The organism is Desulfatiglans parachlorophenolica, from assembly GCF_055394735.1.
Genome location: NZ_AP042460.1, coordinates 3,753,413 through 3,768,806, shown reverse-complemented (window position 1 = coordinate 3,768,806; position 15,394 = coordinate 3,753,413). Strand labels below are relative to the sequence as shown.

The window sequence follows — 15,394 nt, the reverse complement described above, 5'->3', positions numbered from 1 at the left end:
CTTGGATTACGATGGTCTTGGCGGGGTTGCGCCTGATCGGCTTCGGCGCCGTCCATTCCCGCACATCGGTTGAGGCCATTCCAGGGGCGGACAAGGGTAAAGAAGGGCTGCATGAGGCCGCGTCTCAGGAGGCTTCTAAAGGCAAACTCGTGCCCACGGTACGGGTGGAAACCATGGCTAGAGGTTCGCTTTCCCGTACCGTGGTTTTGAGCGGCACCGTGACGCCGACACGGACTGCCCGGCTGGCTTCGCCGGGGGAGGGGCCGGTCGAGGCGTGTGCGATTGCCAACTGTATGGTACGCGAGGGGGATCGGGTTCAGAAGGGGCAAATCCTTCTCCAAATCAGCCGCAACAAGGCTGCTCAGGCTCAGGTGTCGGCTGCCGAGCAGATGCTGAAAGAGCAGAGAAAAGAGCTTGAACGGATCGCGCAGTTGGTGCAAGGCGGCGCGGTGCCTGGGGCTCAATTGGACGGAGCGCGCTCGAAATACGAAAACGCGCGCGCTCAGTTGGCTAAGGCAATCGAAAACGCCGAGGATTATTTGGTGAGTGCACCGTGGGATGGCGTTGTATCCAAGGTCTACGTGGCCGAAGGCGACTACGTAGCGCCGCGGACCCCTTTGATCGAAATTTTCGATCCGGCCAGCCTGGTGGTGCAGTTCGCCATTCCCGAAAGTCAGTCTACCGAGGTTCAAGAAAAAATGCCGCTCCAGATCGAATTCGACGCCCATTCCGGGCAGGTCTTCCGTGGGGTCGTCAGCCGTGTCTATCCGCAATTGGACGATCGCACGCGCACGCGCAGTGTGGAGGCCGCTTTGACGGATGAGGTGAATTTGATCCCGGGCATGTTCGCGCGTATTCAGGTGGTTCTGGCCAGGATCCCCGATGCTTTAACCGTGCCTGCCCACTGCCTTTTGGCCACCCAGGAAGGCGGGTTTTCGGCATTCATCGTAGAGGGAGGAAAGGCGGTGCGGCGCAACCTGCGCACCGGTGTGGAAGTGGATGGCCGCAGGCACATCGTTTCCGGCCTCGATGAGGGCGACCGGGTTATTGTCGCCGGCCAGGAAACACTCAAGGAAGGCGCTGAAGTCAAGGTGGTTGAAGAGGAGGCCTCCCACGCCGATGCGGCGGTCAAAGGCGAGGGCCGGTCATGAGGATTACGGATTATACGGTCCGGCGGCGTCTCGGGACCGGTGCTTTGGCACTGGCGCTGGTGGTGCTCGGTCTTTACGGCCTGTGGCGTCTGCCCGTCAATTTCCTGCCGGACATGACCTATCCGATGATCAAGCTCAACATCTTCTGGAGCGGGGCCACGCCGGAGGAGATCGAGCGTAACCTGGCAGACCCCATCGAGCGTCAGATGATGACGGTGGATGGGCTGGATTACCTGGAATCTTCCTGCATCGAAGGGATGTACAGTTTGACCGCCAACTTCGGCTACGGGCGGGACATCGACGTCGCCTACCAGGATGCCACGGCTGCCTTTGCGCGCGTGGCGCGCAGACTTCCCAGGGACATCGACCCGCCGGTGATTTTCAAGGCCGATCCATCCCAGATCCCGATCCTGCAGCTTACGGTACGTTCCGGTCTCTGGGATCTGGTGCAGTTGCGCACCTGGGCCGAAGAGTGGCTGCAGGAGCAGATGCTGGCGGTGCCTGGGGTGGCCGGGACCGAGATTGTCGGGGGATTGGTGCGCGAAATCCGCGTCCACCTCAGACCTGACGCGCTCGAGAAATACGGCCTTACCATCGGAACGGTGCTCAAACGCCTGCGTGAGGAAAACGTCGAGCAGTTTGGAGGGCGCTTAACGGTCGGCCCCCAGGAGATTATTGCCCGCACCATGGGGGAATTCGCTTCACTGGACGATATTCGGCATGTCGTCCTGCTGCGGGAGGGGCCCAAACGCGTGACGCTGCAAGACGTGGCTGAGGTGATTGACGCGCACCGGGAGGCAAGGGTCATCACCCGCCTGGATCGGCGACCTGCGGTCAAAATCAGCGTGATGAAGCAGGCGGACGCCAATACAGTGGAGGTGGCCCGGGCTGTGGAGCGGCGGCTGAAAGAACTCAAATCCGCTTTGCCCGAGGGGGTCGCCCTGGGCATGGTGGAAAATCAGGGCATCTATGTGAGCGACGCCCTCAGGGGGGTGCGAACGGCGGCCGTCGAGGCGGCCGTACTGGTGGTCCTGATCGTCTGGTTGTTTCTGGGTTCGTGGCGGCAGGTGGTGGTAATCATCACAGCGTTACCGTTTATCCTGATCCTGAATTTCGGTTTGATGCAGACAGCCGGCTTTTCCCTAAACATTTTCTCCCTGGGTGGCCTGGTGGTTGCCATCGGTGTGCTGGTGGACAACTCGATTCTGGTGATCGAAGCATGCTCGCGCCGGCGCGAGGAGAACCCCCATGAGCCGATTGATGAGCTGGTGATCGCCGCCACTGAGGAGATCGGTCCGGCGGTGATCGCGGCAACGATGGCTTTTTTGGCCCTTTTCGTGCCCTTTCTCCTGGTACCCGGGCTGGTCAGCCTGCTGTTCAGGGAGTTGATCCTGGTGGTCGCGGGCATTGTGTTGATCAGTCTGGTGACGGCGGTCAGCCTGACGCCCATGCTGACCGCCGTCTTGCTGGGCCGTGGTAAGGGTGGGGGAGCCAAGAGTCGCTTCGAAGGCCTGGTCGACCGCATCGCAGAGGGTTACAGGCGGTTGTTGGAAAAGGCTCTGGCCTATCGTTACGGCGTCGTCGCTTTGTTCTTGCTGCTTCTGGCCGTTGGCGGCTACGGCGCGGCCCGGCTGGGCAGCGAGTTCCTTCCGCAAATGGATGATGGACGTGTCATGGTCAAGGTCAGACTGCCCACCGGTGCGTCCGTGACGGAGACTGATCGGGTTCTGGATGCGATCGAAGCGGAAATCGGAGACGATCCGCGCATAGAGAGCTTGTTTGCCATGGCCGGCGGCCGGCCAGTGGGAACCATTACTTTTGAGATCGCCAATGAAGGCGAGTTGAACCTGCAACTGGTGCCTCGTGAAGCGCGCAATATCAGCACGGCCGAATATATCCGGCAGTTGCGGCCGCGGGTGGCACGGGTGCCGGCGCCGGGCGGCAAGGTGAGTGTGGCCCAGACGAAGGTCAAGGGAATGCGCAAACTGGGCGATGCGGATATCGAGGTCAAGGTTCAGGGAGACGATCTGCAGCAGTTGTTTGAGACGGCCGGCAAGGTTGCCCAGACGATGAACGACCTCGATCAGTTCACCAATGTCTATGTGGCCATGGATCTCTCCAAGCCGGAGCTGCAGGTATCCGTAGATCGGGTGCGGGCCGCGGAAATGGGCGTATCGGTTGCCGAAGTGGCCGATGCCTTGCGCACACTCGTGGCCGGCAGTGTCCCCACACGCCTGCGCGAGGGAGACAATGACTACGACATCCGCGTGATGGTGCCCGAGTCGCGCATCCGGCATCGCAGTGATTTGGAGAACCTCCTCGTGGCTACCCAGCAGGGAGGGTTTGTCCGTCTTGGGGACTTGGCGGAGGTTCGGGCGGCCAGCGGCCCAGTGGAGATCGTGCGTGAAGATCAGGTCAAAATGGTGATCGTGCGGGGGGATGCGGTCGGCGTCAGCGTGGGGGAGGCCTTGGCCGGTCTCCGGGCGGCCATGGCTGCGCTGGCTCTGCCGCCTGGATACGAGATTGCCTATGGGGGGCAGGCCCAAATGATGGCCGATATGACCCGGGACGTATTGTTGATCCTCGCCTTTGCGCTCTTTTTTTCCTTTATCGTCCTGGCGGTGCAGTTCAACAGCCTCAAGCTGCCGGCGCTCATCCTGGGGAGCATGCCTTTTTGCCTGGTTGGATCCGTCGGACTTCTCCTGGCCAGCGGTAAACCGTTGGGCGCCACCGTCATCATCGGCATCCTGGTGGTCCTGGCGGCGGCGGTCAATGCCGGTGTGCTGCTGTTCACCTACGCGCGCCGTCTGCAGGAGAAGGTAAGTCTGCCGGTGCGGGAGGCGATCCTCACGGCTGCAAAGCTGCGTCTGAGACCCATCATCATGGTCTCCACCGCTATTCTGTTCGGGCTCGTTCCATTGGCGCTGGCGCTCGAGGCCGGCGGCGACATGCTGCAACCCATGGCCATCGCTGCCATCGGCGGTTTGCTGATGGAAAATGTGGTCGCGCTCTTTCTCATGCCATGCCTGTATGTTATATTCACAACGGAACATATAGGAGAGGCCGCGCGGCCGGAGCTATGCGGGTTGCATCCGGCAGGCTCTTCGATCCCCGCCGGCTGAAAGGACAGAGAGGCTGTTTATACATCGGCGAGACTTTCCCGAAACAGCGCCCCCTCTGTGGATCAGGAATAAACTGCTTTATGCGGATGGGGCGGCTTCATCCGGAACCATATGGAATCGCGTGCGATTGGTTCCCATATCTTTTTCAGGCCCTCTTGACTACAAGGACCGGCCGTTTGGCGTGGCGGATGACGTGGTCGGACACCGATCCCAGGAGCGCCGAACTGACGTTGCTCCTGCCGTGGGAGCCCAGCACGATGGCCGACACATTCTCGGCTTCGGCGATCTCGAGGATCCTGGTTTGTGGGAGGCCATGTTCGATCCGGGTCGTGACGTCAAGGCCCTGGGCCTTGAGTTCTTCCTCGATCGGCCTGATGCGCTGCCGGGCCTCTTCCTGAAGGGACTGAAGCACTTGGGCGAGGAAGGTGGATACCTCCCTCCCGGCCAAGGCAAGGCCCTTGCTGATGCATTCCATGCTCTTGTCGTTGATCACCCGCAGCAGGATGACCTTTTTTGTTCCGGCCCCCTGCAGACCTTTGACATAGTCGAGCGCCTTCAAGGAGACATCTGAAAGGTCGGTTGGGTAAAGGATGGTTTCGAACATGTTCACCTCCGCAAACCGTCTGTGGTTGAGGGGCAGAGCTACAGGGGCAGCTTCAGATAGGCGAACGCACCGCACATCTTGAGCCCCATGTAGAACATGACGATGATGAATAGATATTTGAGCTGTTTGGCCGGGAGAAGGTGGGCCGTATTGGCCCCCACCACGGCCCACGGGATGCTGACCCCGGCCAGGATGGCCCATTGATACCAGTTGAGGTAGCCGGTTGAATAGGGCGGCAATCCGGGCACGCCCGATCCGTTGATCCAGTAAGAAAGCGCGCCTCCGGCCGCCGTAAAGATCATCAGGGCCGTGGAGGTGCCCACCGCCTGGTGCATTTTGAATTTCAGGAAATAGACCATGATCGGAATCATCAGCACCCCGCCGCCGATGCCGATGATGCCCGAGAAGATGCCCAGGGGTATGCCCCAGAGAATAAACGCGCTCAAGCTATTGGAGGGCTCGTCGGTGATCTTGGGCGGCTTGGCCGTCAGCATCCGGATGCCACCGAGAATGACGGCGATGCCGAATGCCATGGTCAACACCCTGCCCGGCAGATGAGAGGCGATAAAGGCACCGCCGAAAGCACCCAGGGCGCCGGCAATGCCGAAAGTGAGTCCTGCGTTCCACAGTACGGCCCCTTTTTTATGATGGGTCATGGCGCCGCTGAAGGCAGTGGGCAGCACCACCAGGAGATTTGTGCCGAAGGCGATGCGGATGGCGATGGTGGGGTCCACCCCGATGGATTTGAGGGCCCAGAACTGGACCGGGACCATGATGAAACATCCTCCCACACCCAGTAGTCCGGAAGCGAACCCGACCCCTATGCCGGTGGCTAACAACGCGATCACCTGTACGGCTTGCATTTCCATTTTTTGCTACCTCCTTTGATTGAGCTGTTTGGCTTCTTGAGCGATCATCTCGGCTACCCGTTTTTCTGCCGGGCCTTTCAGGTTATCCACAACGCGTATGCCGTTGTCTTTCAGCCATTCCTTTTGGCTGCTCTGAATCCCCCCGCATAGGATGGTATCTACCTCGAACGACGACACAAACCGGGCCATTTGCTCCGGACCGCCGCCTCCGAAGTGTAAGGTGGATCGTTTGGCGACCGTCGGGCCTCGGGTTTCAATCAGCAGGATTTCGGAAGATGCGCCGAAGTAGGGGGAAATCCTGTCTCCGAACAGTGGAACGGCGATTTTCATCATCTAATCCCATCTTTTCCTTGCCGGCTCGGGGTTTCGGACCAAAGATACATCGAGAAACCACGAGCGGCGTGATACGGACAAAGAGGCCGGCGGCCATCGGTAAATCTACAAAGCAAATGAGATGCCACGGTATGGAACGGAGACGAGGCATTAGAATATTCTATGTATTACAAATGATTAGCGAAGCGGAGGGAATGCTTGGGGAAGGCGGGGATCTTCAGGTGTGTTTCAAATCATGAAACCGTTTCAGGCAAGATTTCGTTTCGATGGACTAGAAGACTGAATTTCTTCATTTTGCGCCAGAGAGTGGTGCGGCTGATCCCCAGCGCCCGGGCGACTTCCGGACGGTTGTTTGGATGGCGCTCCAAGAGGGAGAGGATCTTTTGGCGCTCCGCATGTTCGGCATCGGACAGAAGAGGCCGAGCTAGGCAGGCGTCTTCCAGGAGCTCTTTGGGGAGGTGCCCTATCTCAATGCGATGGCCCTTGCACATGATGAAGGCGAATTCGATGATGTTTTCCAGTTCACGGACGTTTCCCGGGAAAGAGTGGTTCATCAAGAAGTTAAGCACGTCATCGCTGACCCCCTGGATATCCCGTTCTTTACGCAGATTGAACCGGCGGATGAAATGGTCGGTCAGGAGGGGGATGTCCTGTATTCTCTCGCACAGAGCGGGCAGGCTGATTTTGACCACGTTCAGCCGGTAATAAAGATCCTGACGGAATCTTCCTTCTCGGACCAGCCTTCCCAATTCCATGTTGCTGGCCGCCAGGATGCGGACGTCCACGGTGGTGCTGCGGTTGCACCCCAGAGGCGTAATGCGGCTGTCCTGGAGGACGCGCAGCAAATCTGCCTGGAAATTGAGGGAGGTGTTCGAAATTTCATCCAAGAAGAGGGTCCCTCCATGGGCCGATTGAAACCGTCCAGGCTTGTTGCGTGTCGCGCCGGTGAAGGCGCCTTTGCAATAGCCGAAAAGCTCGGATTCGAGGAGGCTGTCCGGCAGGGCGGCGCAGTTGAGGGCGACAAAGGGCCCATCTCTGCGCAGGCTGAGCTGATGAATGGCCCTTGCAAAGAGTTCCTTGCCCGAGCCGGTAGGTCCTTCGACGATGACGGTGCTTTCGCTTTGGGCGATGTCCGGCAGGAATGACTGAATTTCACGGATCCTCGGATGGGTTCCGACGATGTCTTCCGGCGTGAAACAACGGTCGGCACAACGCCTCAATGTCTCCAACTCGGTGACGTCCCGGAATGTTTCAACGGCACCGATGACCTGACTGTTCTCGTTTTTCAGGATTGCCGTGCTGAGCCGGATCTGTTTCGTATCACCGCTCTTGGCGATGATGCGGGCCGGCAGATTGATCTGCGTTTTTCCGTCGGCGAGGGTCTGATCCAAGGCGCAATTCTTTTCACAGATATCGGCGCGGAAGATATCGAAGCAGTATTGGCCGAGGGCCTCGGTGGTCTTGAACCCCGTGATGGCCTCCGCAGCCCGGTTGAAGGAAATGATACGTTTGTCGGCATCGATGGTAAAAACACCGTCGCTGATGCTTTCGAGAATTTTACAACAGGGTGAGCGGACAAGGTGGGTGATGTCGCAAAAAGGGTTTGCCGCTTGTCCTTTCACAGCCAATTGCGTGTGTATAGTTCGTCTGTTGCTCATTTCTGAAACCGCTATTCAGGCGCCGCCTTTTCTTTTCTGTCTAGGCTCCGTTTTTCAGACCGGAAAAATCGCCGTCGGTGACATTCTTCAGGCCTAATAAAATTGGATATTTAAAATTATCCGGCAGATCGGAGCCGGCTCTATAGGTTAGGTGAGGTGCAGTCATAATGTCAATGTGCTTTTAAGCCTCGTTGATCATCTTTTTTTCTCTCGTAAACAGGTTTCACAACTGTCACATATAAAGTATTTGAGAAGGTTGATCAGAAATGGGATACAGTCATTTTCGATTCACGAATTTGACGAAATCTCGCGCCCGGTCTCCTCGCAGGTATTCGGCAAGCCCTACGAGTCCGTCCACCAGGTACTTCGACCGATACCCTTTGGTCCGCAAGTAAACCATGGCCAGTGTCGCCCGATCTTTGTGCGGACAGGCTGTGACGATAATTTTGTCCTTTTCCAGTTCGCCCAACCTGCCAGGCAACTCATTGAGCGGGATGTTGACGGCAAAACCGGTACGCCACGCCTCGTATTCTTCCTTGAAGCGGATGTCTATCAGTTGGATCTTATCTTCCATGATACCATTGAGGAGTGCTTCGTTGTCGATTTTCATGTCTTTGCGGGCTTGGTAATCGAAAGACGAAAGATAGCTTTCAAGGGATATTTCCTCCGCGTGAGCGCAAAGGCCGCAGTTCACCAAGACGAGGGTCAGCACAATGACAAGATGCCTTTTCATAATTCTTCCTTTTGGCCGTGAGCAAATGGCTCAGTTCCATGTTTCAGAAGAAATGCGTCGCTGCGGCATTCGCGTCCGTCGGCATCGTGGGCCGGGGGCTGCATGTCCCGGCGGCCGAACTGGATGAGCGGATGTGCCGCCGCAGGGGCCCTGCGTCCATCGGCTCAAGAAATTCCGGCGGACGAAGGTGGACCATAGCAGGCTGCAAAAATCCCACAGACCTTTTGTGTTGACAGCCATCAGATTATACTTGATCTCTGTTGTTCTCCGCAAGAGCCCTTGCCCCTGGTGCCTCGACCTGCCAGCAGCGATGGCTGGGTGTTGCGGTGGTAAGGACGGATGTATGCGCTGACGTCTCTGGCCGTCTGTTTTGCGATCAAACACCTGGAAAATTTCGACCTATGGGGCTGGAAACCTTATTGCTGCTGAAGTTCTTTTCTCCTTCCTGTTCATCCGGAAATCATCTTCGGATGGATACAAGATGGAAACACTTGAGATGGAAGAGCGGATCTGGAGGCGATTTGGGCCTTGACATTCTGTGCGTTCCCGCTAAAATTTACATTACGATGATTGGCTAAATATACAATCAATAAGGATCCTCGAATGGAATCGACGCTTCGAATCACCAAGGCCCTGGCGGACGGGAACCGGTTGCGGGCCGTGATGGCCCTGAGTTTTTACGGTGAGCTATGCGTTTGCCAAATCACGGAACTGCTCGATCTTGCGACCGCGACGGTTTCGCGGCACATGAGCATGCTTCAGGGGGCCTTTCTAGTCACGAGTCGGAAGGAGGGTCGTTGGGTATTTTACAGCCTTTCGAAAACGTTCCCTCAAGATCTGCTTGCCTGGCTGAGAAAGGCCTTGGGCGGGTCCGGGGACATAGTGGCGGATCGGGAAAGACTCAAGACCATCATGTCCTGCGACATGCATGAAGTTTGCAGGAAACAGAAGGAAAGAAGAAGAAAAAGAAAAGAATAGTAAGTGAGAGCATAGACCGGAACCCCTGCGAAGAGACGAGGAGGAATGGGTGCCATGAGCAGCGAATTCAGTCCGGCTGACGAGCGGAAGATGACGAACATCTTCGAGAGGTACCTGACCCTGTGGGTCGGGTTGTGCATCATCGGGGGGATCATACTCGGCAAACTCGCTCCGGGCCTGGCCAGGGCCCTTGATGGAATGGCCATCTACGTCAACGAGGCCCCCGTGGTTTCCATTCCCATCGCCGTTTGCCTGTTTTTCATGATGTACCCCATCATGGTCAAGATCGATTTTGGCGAGGTCATCAAGGCCGGAAAAAGCGGCAAACCTGTCTTTCTGACCCTCTTTGTCAACTGGGCCGTCAAGCCGTTCACCATGTATGGCATCGCCCTCTTTTTTCTGGGGACCGCTTTCTACGGATTCATCGGTCCGGAGGCCGTCGATTTCGTGAAAATGCCTTTCGGTCTGGACCTGCCGGTGGGCGCGGTTCATGGGGCAGGGACCGTGGTTATGCACGAGGGGGTCAAAATGCTCCAGGTGCCGCTTTGGCGCAGCTACCTGGCAGGATGCATCCTTCTCGGCATAGCGCCCTGTACGGCCATGGTCCTGGTATGGGGCTATCTCGCCCGCGGAAACGACGGGTTGACCCTCGTGATGGTGGCGATCAATTCCTTGACCATGCTCGTGCTCTATGGGGTGCTGGGTGGTTTCCTGCTAGGGGTGGGCCGGCTTCCCGTCCCATGGCAGGCCTTGCTGCTGTCCATCGGAATCTATGTGGCCCTGCCCCTCGTCGCCGGGTATTTGTCCCGCAAATGGATCATTTCCGCGAAGGGTGCGGTCTGGTTTCAGGAGAAATTTCTTCACGTGCTGACGCCGATCACGATCATCGCGCTTCTGGTCACACTCCTGCTGCTGTTTTCCTTTAAAGGGGATGTCATTGTGGCCAATCCCCTGACGATCCTGTGGATCGCGATTCCCTTGTTCATTCAGACGAACCTGATCTTCTGGCTGGCCTACGCGCTGGCAAGGGTCCTTGGTTTGCAGTACCGCGATTCTGCGCCGGCTGCCATGATCGGTGCATCGAACCATTTCGAGGTGGCGATTGCCACGGCCACCATGCTCTTCGGCCTTTCCTCGGGCGCGGCCCTGGCTACGGTGGTCGGGGTTTTGATCGAGGTCCCGGTGATGCTGATGCTGGTCAAGATATGCCTTCGAACGCAGAACTGGTTTGGGGTGCCACCCATTGGGAGCCCTGCTTCCATTGGCGGCAGAAAATAGCGGATCAATCAACAAGGGTGAAAGGCATGGCAGTTTGATTGTTTATAACCGCCTTGAGCCGTGGAGGAAATCATGCTGGAAGTTTTGAAAGCGCTGGTCGGAGCGATAGAAAACCGTGAGCCGGTTGTCCTGGCGACCGTGGTTGACGTGCAGGGTGCCTCGCCCGCCCGGGTGGGCTTCAAACTTCTGGTGTGGCCCGATGGAAAGTGTGTGGGCAATGTGGGGGGAGGTGAACTCGAAAAACGCGTCCGTGAAGATGGACAAGAAGCCCTCGCGAAGGCAATGGCAAAGGAAGTGCGTTATTCCCTCAAGGAAGCTGGGGAGTATGCCATTGGGACCCTTTGCGGAGGAGATGTCACGGTTTTTTTCGAACCGTATTTGACGATGCCGGTGCTGCTGATCGTGGGCGGCGGGCATATCGGCCGGCCTTTGTCGGAGATGGCCCGCATCGCAGGGTATCATGTCAGGATTGTGGACGTGAAAACAGAAAGGGGTGATCTTGATGTGCTGGCCCCTGAGAAAATCACTGGGGATACCTATGTCGTACTCATCACCGAAGACCACGTGACAGACGAGCAGGCCTTGCGTGATATATGTCCCACGCCGGCTCCATACATCGGAATGATCGGCAGTCGGCGAAAGATCCAGACGGTCTTGAGCCACCTCAGGGAGGATGGCTTTGCGGAGGACCAGTTAGGCAGGCTCCATGGCCCCATTGGTCTAGATCTCGGGGGAAGAGAACCGGCCCAGATCGCCTTGGCCATCCTGGCCGAGATCGAGATGGTGCGGCATGGCGGAAGCGGAAGACCAAGGTCAGAGGCCGCGAAGGGGCGTGAGAACTGAGGTTGTCATGCCGCGTCCGGAAATGATTTTTTTGGCTAGGCCGGGATTTGCCCTGAAAGCGTAAAACTGGATCAGCTGAACACTTGAAGCGAATCTCACGTTCCGGATCGCAGCATCAGCCGGGCCTCCAAATCCTTATCCTGAAGGGAAAGCGATAAAGAATCCCTGTTTCGGGTTCAGCCCTCATTTAGCTTTAGCCATTGCCATAAAACGGGTGTACAAGAAAATCGGACACGAAAGCGGCAAGCTCCTGAAGATTACTGCAGGGGCGCAGCTCCTGAAGATGGGGACGGTAAGCAAATATTTCGCTGTCTCCGTCACCCCAGAGGGCTTCGGGCTCTGGGTTCAGCCAGATGATCCGCCGGCATTTCTCTTTCATTTTCTTGAGGATGTCGGCCCCTGGGGGGAGAAAGTTGTTCCGGCCGTCGCCGAGGATCATCAGTGTGGTCCGGCGATCCAGGGTGTCGGAAAATTTTTCCAGGAATTCCGCCAAAGCACTCCCGTAGTCTGATATCTCGGGGTCCGCATCGAGGGGCACCTTTTCGGTCTCGCCGCCGTATACGGCGCTGCGCGGGTAGTGCAGTTCGTATGAGTCCATGACCTGGTCGATAGCCGCCATGGTTTCCAGGCGGGCGAAAATATCGCTGACCGGGGCGATGCGGGCGATAAAGACGAAGCTTTTCACCTGCCGGAAGCAATCCTGAAGTGAATAAAGGATATTCAGCATAAACGGGACGGCGGCCCAGACGGAATAGGACACATCGCAGAGGGCGACGACCTTTGGCTTTTTAGGCGGGCGTTTACGCCACGCCAATTTCATCGGCAAGCCTTCATATTGAGCTGATTTGCGGATGGTCTTCCGGATATCCACGAGCTTTTTCTTTTGAAGACGCTCGCGGCGGGTGATTCGATCCTTGTATTTTGCGGCCAGGCGCGCGATAAGGGTGTGAACCGCCCTTGTTTCCGCCGCCGTCAGTTGTTGAAAGGGGATTTCGCCGAGGTTGGCGGGACCCCGGCGCGCCGGTTTGCGGTGGAAAGGCCTGGGGACAAGGGAATGAGCCCCCTTTCCTGCCCCTGGCGGTCTTCCATTCGGAAGGGTGTCGACAAGATATTCTTGGCAATAGAGACGCAGCGATTCATCCCCGAAGGGAAAATCCCTGCCCCAAAGCTCCCTGATCCGCGCTTTCATCCGGTTGCTTCGAGCAGAAGTGAGGGACCCTTCCCCAGCGGCGAAGCAGGATGGGTGAAGCTGGGTGATATCCAGATCGGCCGATTGAATCTTCAGCAGCAGATCAAGATGAGCCAAGGGGTCCCAGGCCAAGAGATCCAGCAATTCCTCACGGGATGCTCCTCCCGTTGCGCTGTCGCGGGTGATGCCGCGGAGGGGCAAGGTGCCTTTTCCGGCCGCGGGGGGCCGCCGGGTGCGCTTTATGTTCGGCAGGTGATGGAAAAAGTAGTTATAAAGATTGGCAAAGATGGCCTGATGGTAAAGGTTCTTGGCAAAATTGGCTTTGAGAACTGTTTCGAACTGCTTTTCCTCTGCGAGATCAATCCACTCCAGTTGGCCCATGGCATCGAGGACTTCCGCCGAAGATACGGGCATGCCCGCCGCCCTGCAGATCTGGGCAAACTGGATGATTGTCGCTGTCATGTCCATAGTCATCCTTAATGCGGCGCGTTTGTTTTTTCCCGATGGCCTCCGGGTGCACCTTCCTTCGTCAAGAGATGCTCTTTGACCCGTTCGAGGTCGGCGCGATGTTTACACAGGACGCTCAATGTTCTGATGATCAGATCGAGAGGGATTTCCGTCGATTCGAGGGCCAGCAGGGTGTGCGTCCAGTCCAGGGTCTCTGAGATGCAGGGTTTCTTCTTCAGGTCGAGGCTGCGTATGTCCGTCACGGCAGCTACGATCTTATTGGCAAAGCGCTCGTCAATGCCGGGATATTTCAACATGACGATGTCCCGCTCTCGCTCCGGGGAGGGGAAGTCGATGTAAAGGTAGAGACAGCGGCGCTTCAAGGTGTCGCTCATCTCCCGGGAGCTGTTGGAGGTGAGGATCACGAAGGGGATATGTCTGGCACGGATGGTTCCCAGCTCGGGGATGGATATCTGGTAGTCGCTCAGCAATTCCAGGAGGAGGGCCTCGAATTCCGGATCCGATTTATCCACTTCGTCGATGAGAAGAACGACGGGCTCCGGGGATGTGATCGCTTTGAGGAGGGGACGGGCCTGAATGAAGTGATCGGAAAAGAAAGCGTTTTCCTGGGCGGCGATCTTTTTAACGGCGGCGGTCAGGGAGTCCTCTGCGTCAACGATGTCATGAATCTTTTCCTTGAGCATCTGGGTGTAAAGCAACTGCTTGGCGTATTCCCACTCGTAGATGGCCTTGCCCTCGTCGATGCCTTCATAACACTGGAGGCGAATCAGCTCTCTGCCCAAGGCGCGGGCCACGGTCTTCGCCAGTTCCGTCTTTCCAACGCCGGGGGGGCCTTCGATCAGAAGAGGCTTGCCCGTGACTCCGGCCAGGAATACGACGGTGGCGATTTCCTGAGAACTGATATAGTCATTCTGCTTCATCTTCTCTATGGTATCTTCGATGCTTTTAAATTCCATCGATCCACCCTTTCTGGCGATTTCCATCGCAGAATACAACCAGAGAAAGTCAAAGCGGCATAGAGGCCTGCTGGGGCAGCATAACTCTCTATCCAGAAACGGTCTTTTTGGCCAATCTCGGCGTCAATTTCGACGTTTACTTGTGCGGCGACCTGCAGGTCGCCTCCGCACAACCGCCTGATTTCCTTGATATTGGCCAAAAGCCCTCATTTCCGGATTGGAAACTTTGCCGCGCCGGATGCTCTTTTCCGGATGGACCCAACCTTAAGATTCCAAAATAAAAAGCAAAAATCTGGGTAAAATGAAAAACTCAGGATGTGACGGACCAACGGGTTAAGACAATGGGGTTGATCATTACCCATTCTTTTGCATGTCATCTATCAAGCGTATTTCCAATCCTACGCTTTTTCCCCATTTCTGTATAAGCCATCCATTTTCTCTTGCTTTCTCCAAACGAACTTTGCGTTCTACCTCTTGATTTTCTTGTGGTTCATAGGTCAAGCAGCAAAAATAATGCCAGCCGCAATAGCCTCCAAATGGTGTCCCGTCATCGGGAGGAACCCAAGCCATCAGACCCCGGGCAATCAGGCGGTCCACGGGAACAACGACATGATAGTGAAGGCCATCTGGTGAGATCCCTATAAATCCTTCGTTTCGGCAATCATCAACCAATGTCGCTCGAAAGAGATCCGAGAGGTTGATGCCGAGGACCGGCTTCACCTCGGTTGCATCAATGCCCATCATGATTCACCTCCTTCGATTCCGGCCTTAAGATTCGTAAAAGCCACACCGCCCCTATCACGCACGGCCAGGACAGCACCGCCAAGCGATTCAGATGGTTTGCAGAGGAAGGATCTTGCCGAATCAAACGGCCGACGTGCATAAGGGGTAGAGCGGAGATTTTGTTCGTAGATCGGGTCAAATCCATTCGAACTAGAGATTAATGGCGATGGTTTTAAGGTGGAAACCTCAAATATCCGGCAAAATAGAATGAGAAGGGCATTTTCTGAAAAATTTTACAATATGATTATATTGCTATATGGAAATATAAGCCTTCAGCCGCGTTTGTCAAAATAAAAATATCTCAATCGATACCCAATAAGCCCTGCCGTTTTTTCATTCATCAGGAGGGATCTTCTTGGCCGGGCCGAGCGTTTCTCGATGAAAAAGCTGCTTGTGATGTGGGCTGAGAAATTGCCTTTCCTGGCTATG

14 protein-coding genes are annotated in these 15,394 nt (G+C 56.5%); 6 read left to right on the top strand and 8 right to left on the bottom strand.

The window, feature by feature from the left end; translation table 11 throughout:
* The first annotated feature begins 11 nt into the window (after positions 1 to 11).
* Together ACZ500_RS17575 and ACZ500_RS17570 are read left to right on the top strand one after the other, a co-directional pair.
* A complete protein-coding gene (locus tag ACZ500_RS17575; RefSeq protein WP_464228712.1) occupies positions 12 to 1,151 on the top strand; it encodes an efflux RND transporter periplasmic adaptor subunit in 1,140 nt (379 codons plus the stop codon).
* Entirely contained in the window at positions 1,148 to 4,273 is a 3,126-nt protein-coding gene (locus ACZ500_RS17570; RefSeq protein WP_464228711.1) for an efflux RND transporter permease subunit, read from the top strand. The genes ACZ500_RS17575 and ACZ500_RS17570 overlap by 4 nt, the downstream gene beginning before the upstream one ends.
* 145 nt (positions 4,274 to 4,418) lie before the next feature.
* Here ACZ500_RS17570 and ACZ500_RS17565 read toward each other — a convergent pair whose 3' ends face one another.
* From ACZ500_RS17565 to ACZ500_RS17545, 5 genes are all read right to left on the bottom strand, one after another.
* Positions 4,419 to 4,877: a universal stress protein gene (locus ACZ500_RS17565; RefSeq protein WP_464228710.1), complete on the bottom strand. Its 459-nt coding sequence runs from the start codon at positions 4,875 to 4,877 to the stop codon at positions 4,419 to 4,421.
* A 38-nt stretch (positions 4,878 to 4,915) separates the two neighbouring features.
* Positions 4,916 to 5,746, bottom strand: coding sequence for a sulfite exporter TauE/SafE family protein (locus ACZ500_RS17560; RefSeq protein WP_464228709.1), 831 nt, complete (start codon positions 5,744 to 5,746; stop codon positions 4,916 to 4,918).
* Between the two features lie 6 nt (positions 5,747 to 5,752).
* The gene (locus ACZ500_RS17555) at positions 5,753 to 6,079 is read right to left on the bottom strand and encodes a NifB/NifX family molybdenum-iron cluster-binding protein (protein ID WP_464228708.1); all 327 of its coding nucleotides are present in this window, start codon (positions 6,077 to 6,079) and stop codon (positions 5,753 to 5,755) included.
* Positions 6,080 to 6,312: 233 nt separating this feature from the next.
* Complete coding sequence (locus ACZ500_RS17550) at positions 6,313 to 7,701, bottom strand: sigma-54 interaction domain-containing protein (protein WP_464233078.1); 1,389 nt, start codon at positions 7,699 to 7,701, stop codon at positions 6,313 to 6,315.
* Between the two features lie 313 nt (positions 7,702 to 8,014).
* Complete coding sequence (locus ACZ500_RS17545; RefSeq protein WP_464228707.1) at positions 8,015 to 8,470, bottom strand: rhodanese-like domain-containing protein; 456 nt, start codon at positions 8,468 to 8,470, stop codon at positions 8,015 to 8,017.
* Positions 8,471 to 9,073: 603 nt separating this feature from the next.
* Between ACZ500_RS17545 and ACZ500_RS17540 the strand changes: the two genes are divergently transcribed.
* The 3 genes from ACZ500_RS17540 to ACZ500_RS17530 all read left to right on the top strand — a co-directional run bounded on the left by ACZ500_RS17540 (position 9,074) and on the right by ACZ500_RS17530 (position 11,569).
* On the top strand, positions 9,074 to 9,448 hold the full coding sequence (locus ACZ500_RS17540; protein ID WP_464228706.1) for an ArsR/SmtB family transcription factor: 375 nt from the start codon (positions 9,074 to 9,076) through the stop codon (positions 9,446 to 9,448).
* Between the two features lie 54 nt (positions 9,449 to 9,502).
* Positions 9,503 to 10,726 carry an ACR3 family arsenite efflux transporter gene (gene arsB, locus ACZ500_RS17535; RefSeq protein ID WP_464228705.1) on the top strand — a complete coding sequence of 408 codons (1,224 nt, stop codon included), beginning with the start codon at positions 9,503 to 9,505 and terminating at the stop codon, positions 10,724 to 10,726.
* Between the two features lie 72 nt (positions 10,727 to 10,798).
* Positions 10,799 to 11,569 carry an XdhC family protein gene (locus ACZ500_RS17530; protein WP_464228704.1) on the top strand — a complete coding sequence of 257 codons (771 nt, stop codon included), beginning with the start codon at positions 10,799 to 10,801 and terminating at the stop codon, positions 11,567 to 11,569.
* A gap of 193 nt (positions 11,570 to 11,762) precedes the next feature.
* Here ACZ500_RS17530 and ACZ500_RS17525 read toward each other — a convergent pair whose 3' ends face one another.
* Both ACZ500_RS17525 and ACZ500_RS17520 read right to left on the bottom strand, forming a co-directional pair.
* Positions 11,763 to 13,220, bottom strand: a complete 1,458-nt coding sequence (locus ACZ500_RS17525; RefSeq protein ID WP_464228703.1) for a vWA domain-containing protein — start codon at positions 13,218 to 13,220, stop codon at positions 11,763 to 11,765.
* A gap of 14 nt (positions 13,221 to 13,234) precedes the next feature.
* Complete coding sequence (locus ACZ500_RS17520; RefSeq protein WP_464228701.1) at positions 13,235 to 14,182, bottom strand: AAA family ATPase; 948 nt, start codon at positions 14,180 to 14,182, stop codon at positions 13,235 to 13,237.
* A 107-nt stretch (positions 14,183 to 14,289) separates the two neighbouring features.
* Between ACZ500_RS17520 and ACZ500_RS17515 the strand changes: the two genes are divergently transcribed.
* The gene (locus ACZ500_RS17515) at positions 14,290 to 14,463 is read left to right on the top strand and encodes a hypothetical protein (RefSeq protein WP_464228700.1); all 174 of its coding nucleotides are present in this window, start codon (positions 14,290 to 14,292) and stop codon (positions 14,461 to 14,463) included.
* A gap of 73 nt (positions 14,464 to 14,536) precedes the next feature.
* Here the strand turns inward: ACZ500_RS17515 and ACZ500_RS17510 are convergent, their stop codons facing one another.
* A complete protein-coding gene (locus tag ACZ500_RS17510; protein ID WP_464228699.1) occupies positions 14,537 to 14,926 on the bottom strand; it encodes a hypothetical protein in 390 nt (129 codons plus the stop codon).
* Positions 14,927 to 15,394 lie beyond the last annotated feature (468 nt).

Coding starts and splice junctions, on each gene's coding strand:
- ACZ500_RS17575 (WP_464228712.1), top strand. CDS start 12: ATGGTCTTGGCGGGGTTGCGCCTGATCGGCTTCGGCGCCGTCCATTCC.
- ACZ500_RS17570 (WP_464228711.1), top strand. CDS start 1,148: ATGAGGATTACGGATTATACGGTCCGGCGGCGTCTCGGGACCGGTGCT.
- ACZ500_RS17565 (WP_464228710.1), bottom strand. CDS start 4,877: ATGTTCGAAACCATCCTTTACCCAACCGACCTTTCAGATGTCTCCTTG.
- ACZ500_RS17560 (WP_464228709.1), bottom strand. CDS start 5,746: ATGGAAATGCAAGCCGTACAGGTGATCGCGTTGTTAGCCACCGGCATA.
- ACZ500_RS17555 (WP_464228708.1), bottom strand. CDS start 6,079: ATGATGAAAATCGCCGTTCCACTGTTCGGAGACAGGATTTCCCCCTAC.
- ACZ500_RS17545 (WP_464228707.1), bottom strand. CDS start 8,470: ATGAAAAGGCATCTTGTCATTGTGCTGACCCTCGTCTTGGTGAACTGC.
- ACZ500_RS17540 (WP_464228706.1), top strand. CDS start 9,074: ATGGAATCGACGCTTCGAATCACCAAGGCCCTGGCGGACGGGAACCGG.
- arsB (WP_464228705.1), top strand. CDS start 9,503: ATGAGCAGCGAATTCAGTCCGGCTGACGAGCGGAAGATGACGAACATC.
- ACZ500_RS17530 (WP_464228704.1), top strand. CDS start 10,799: ATGCTGGAAGTTTTGAAAGCGCTGGTCGGAGCGATAGAAAACCGTGAG.
- ACZ500_RS17525 (WP_464228703.1), bottom strand. CDS start 13,220: ATGACAGCGACAATCATCCAGTTTGCCCAGATCTGCAGGGCGGCGGGC.
- ACZ500_RS17520 (WP_464228701.1), bottom strand. CDS start 14,182: ATGGAATTTAAAAGCATCGAAGATACCATAGAGAAGATGAAGCAGAAT.
- ACZ500_RS17510 (WP_464228699.1), bottom strand. CDS start 14,926: ATGATGGGCATTGATGCAACCGAGGTGAAGCCGGTCCTCGGCATCAAC.